Here is a 3,693-nt window from a genome sequence, read left to right as displayed (position 1 = left end):
ACGCTGCCGTCGCCTCACGAAGGATGTCGAGGCAACAATCTCGTCATCCCACGCGTGGTTGATGATTGCCCATATCCGCAGAGTTCTGCGAAAAATCAATCAAACCGCTTTTTGATTCAGGCTCTGAGGCTGAGGTGGAACACCCTGATATGTCCTGAGTGTTGTCCAGAACAGCAGCATCGCGGTAGCAAACCCGACAACAAGTAAAACCCACTTCAGGACAGTGCTGACAGGATCCCTGTCAGCACGATTGACTAATGACGTCTTGGACATCCTGAACGGACTTTCTGGCTAAAACTTTAAGAAAACAGAAAAAAAGCGACCAGACGACCTCCTCCTTTCTGAGAAGGTCGTCTGACAGGTTTCAGATCACCAGAGCCGGATCAGATGCGGAGCCAAAAATCTCATAGCGGATCTGAGAGCCTGACAACTGCTCGTTACGCAAAGTTTCAATCATGTCGCGCATGAAAGAATCCGGGCCACAGATGTAATAGGTCGCTGCGTGATCAAGGTTTTTGCGCAGCCAATCTTGTGTAATATGACCTGAATGAACCGTAATACCCGCAGAAGAGACAGCTTCTGGTATTGTTCTCTTGCTACCTGTCAAATGACTGAGTGTTCTATGCGGCCATCCTGATGAAGCAACATTGGATTGCGCAACAGGCTGTCCTGGAAGGTTTCCCGCAGGAACATTGCCCTTTGCAAAAAAGAACTCAGCTGTCAGTTTTCCTGCAGTCGCCAGAGACGTCACAAAAGGCACAAACGCTGCCAGATCAACTGTGTCGGCTCCCAGAACATAATGTATTTTACGACCAGAATGTGTTGCGACAAGATCTTCAATCATAGAGATCAGCGGCGTGAGACCAACGCCTGCCGCCAGAAGAACGACCGGGGCATGACTGGCTTCATCCAGAAAAAAATCACCCGCTGGATTAGCGGCCTGAAGAATGTCACCGACCTGCACACTGTCGTGAAGCCACGTTGAGACTACCCCCTGATCATGACGCTTGACAGTAATACGGTAATGGTCGGCCCCAGGTGCTGAAGAAATACTGTAATTACGTCGTTGTGACCCGTGACCCGGAATATCAAGTTTGAAGCTCAGATATTGGCCGGCCTTATGATGAAAAAGCGGCTTTCCATCGACTGGAACCAGATCAAACGAAGTAATGAAAGGCGTTTCTTTGTGCCGTGCTCGGACCGTGAATTCACGCCACCCCTTCCAGCCTCCAGGAGCATGTTCGTGCTCGTCATAGATCTGTTTTTCTCGACCGATCAGGACATCTGCCAGAAACCAGTAAGCTTTACCCCATGCATCAATAATTTCCGGAGTCGCCGCATCGCCGAGAACGTGCTTGATAGCACCGATCAACGCGTCTGCAACGAAAGGATAATGCTCAGGCAAAATGTTCAGGCCAACATGCTTTTCGGCAATGCGCTCGACCATGCCGCGCAGCTTTCCAAGATCATTGATATGCTCGGCATACGCGAGAACAGCCAGCGCCAGTGCTTTGGGCTGCTCCAGATCCCGCTGATGGGAGAGATTAAAGAGATCTCGAATTTCGGGGTGCGACAGAAGACGCTTGTACATTTCTTCCGTAATCGCAAGACCGTGCGCTTTGAGAGCTGGAACTGTCGCAACAACGAGAGCGCGTGTTTTTTCGTCGAGTGGGGCGGACATTGTGATTCGATCCTTTAAGGTTCATAGTCCATACACCTTTTGTGTCAGACATCTTGGAAAATCTGTCAAGTAGATGCATGCTGTAGGTATGAAACTTAATTTGCAGACCGATTATGCGCTCCGTGCACTGATCTTCCTGGGTAGTCGAACTGATCGACTGTCTTCCATTCGGGAGATCGCTGAGACCTACAGGATTTCTGAAACTCACATGGTCAAAGTGATTCATCGTCTGGGTAAAGGTGGTTTTATTGAAACCCTGCGTGGTCGCAATGGTGGTATCCGTTTGGGAAGGTTAGCCGAAACGATACGTATCGGTGCAGTCGTAAGTTATATGGAAGAAGACATGAGCTTGCTTGATTGCCTCAGCCACAAAACTTGTGAAAGAGAGGGCACGTGTATTCTTATGCCCTCATGTCGACTCCGAGGGGTTCTGTCAGAAACAATGCAGGCGATGATGTCCGTTCTCGACCGCTACACTCTGGCCGATATGATTACTCCGTTTGAATGTGAACGACTCATCAGAAATGAAACAAAGGATTAATATGTCAGGATTAATGGAATACAAAAAGTGGATGGATGAAAATCTGATTACATGTCTTATGAATGCAGAAAAGTCAGGTGATCAGGAAATCGTCGAAACAATCCTGTTCTGGTTAGCACATATCAATATTGTCGACGAGATTTTCCGCGCACATCTAACGAAAACGAAACACGTTTATTCAAAAACTGTAGTTGATAAACTACCTTCAGCGACCGAACTGATCACAAGTGTTCGTAATACAGACAATTGGCTGATAAATTATGAGACAAATCTGTCTGAACATGATCGACAGGCAGTATTTGACTTCACATACACCGATGGAGAACCTGGTCAGTTAACCGCACAAGGCATCCTGACTCATCTTCTTACTCATGGTCTATATCACATAAGTGTCGTTGATGACAGAATCAGCAAGCGCGGATACGATGTCAATGGAATCCTGTTCACCACTCATATGAAACATAGAAAACAGCTAGGACCTGTTAGATCTTGAAACTCTTCCCATATTACGAGAATGGAAGAAGGGGACGGAACAGGCACTTTTACGAACGAGACATGGTTGATCTGGGAACCTCTGATTGAGACGCTTCGCCCAAGAGATAAGACGCCGCCCATGACCTGCGGCGTACGATAGCAGCGATTTTCTAGCGCCAATGAGAATGGCACGAAATGACGGTGTATCCGCGCTGAACTGGGTGCGTGGTGGCGGGCAACGCAGCTTTTCATCCGCCGGGTGAAACTCGACGGATGGGAGCGTCTGCTCGAACTGGTTCAGGAACAACACGGAGTGACGCTCGGAATGACTTTTCTGGATAACACGAACATCTGGGCTCACGGCAAAGCGGCAGGAGCCCAAAAAAGGGACCTCTTTCGAAGAACGAGACCATCGTGAAACACTTGGCCACCCTCGCCGCGGGTATGGCACGAAAGTATGCGTGATCACTGATAGACAAGAAAAAGCCTTCGGTTTTGCTCTGGCCCCAGAACAAGCTCATGAACTGCCTCTGTCACCAGCTATGCTCGACAGCTTTCCCGTCATTCCCCTGTGGGTCGTGGCGGACAAGGGTTACGCGCCAAACGCCTTTAGTGAACGGAGATGAGGTATGGAAGCACGACCCGCCATCCCAGCGAAACAACGTAATGGAGCGGTCGCCTGCCCAAAATGGGTCTATCGGTGCCAACATCTCGTTGAGAACCATTGGGCTCGCCTCAAGGAGTGGCGCGCTGTCGCAACTAGCTGTCAGGTTGTGAGACGTCATTGGCGTAATCAAGGATTTCGTCGACCTGTTTCATGATGTCACGACCAGCCGGTTTGATATAGTCTTGATTACGTGACGCGGGATGTTTTTCAAGCCATGAGATGATGCATTGGGCGGGAGCGATGCCGCCCAGAACACGCTGCGGGCGATGATTGTAGGCGAAACAGAAGCCTCTGAGCAGAATTTCCAGATCTTCATGGTTTGAGACACAG

The 3,693-nt window shown here is 49.3% G+C and carries 3 protein-coding genes and 2 pseudogenes; 3 read left to right on the top strand and 2 right to left on the bottom strand.

The window, feature by feature from the left end; genetic code table 11:
• Positions 1-115: pseudogene (locus tag GOB86_RS14930) on the top strand (IS5/IS1182 family transposase); the annotation flags it as partial.
• A gap of 249 nt (positions 116-364) precedes the next feature.
• On the opposite strand, the gene GOB86_RS14925 reads toward GOB86_RS14930, so the two are convergent.
• Positions 365-1,681 (bottom strand): globin domain-containing protein, encoded by a 1,317-nt coding sequence (locus tag GOB86_RS14925; RefSeq protein ID WP_165993434.1) that lies wholly within the window; start codon positions 1,679-1,681, stop codon positions 365-367.
• Between the two features lie 88 nt (positions 1,682-1,769).
• Between GOB86_RS14925 and GOB86_RS14920 the strand changes: the two genes are divergently transcribed.
• Entirely contained in the window at positions 1,770-2,222 is a 453-nt protein-coding gene (locus GOB86_RS14920) for an Rrf2 family transcriptional regulator (RefSeq protein WP_026019419.1), read from the top strand.
• A 31-nt stretch (positions 2,223-2,253) separates the two neighbouring features.
• A complete protein-coding gene (locus tag GOB86_RS14915) occupies positions 2,254-2,715 on the top strand; it encodes a DinB family protein (protein ID WP_219618312.1) in 462 nt (153 codons plus the stop codon).
• A 740-nt stretch (positions 2,716-3,455) separates the two neighbouring features.
• Here the strand turns inward: GOB86_RS14915 and GOB86_RS14910 are convergent.
• Positions 3,456-3,693: pseudogene (locus tag GOB86_RS14910) on the bottom strand (IS481 family transposase); the annotation flags it as partial.

The organism is Acetobacter lambici, from assembly GCF_011516885.1.
Taxonomy (GTDB): domain Bacteria; phylum Pseudomonadota; class Alphaproteobacteria; order Acetobacterales; family Acetobacteraceae; genus Acetobacter; species Acetobacter lambici.
The sequence above is the reverse complement of the archived record's forward strand: the minus strand, read 5'-3'. Positions and strand labels throughout refer to the sequence as shown.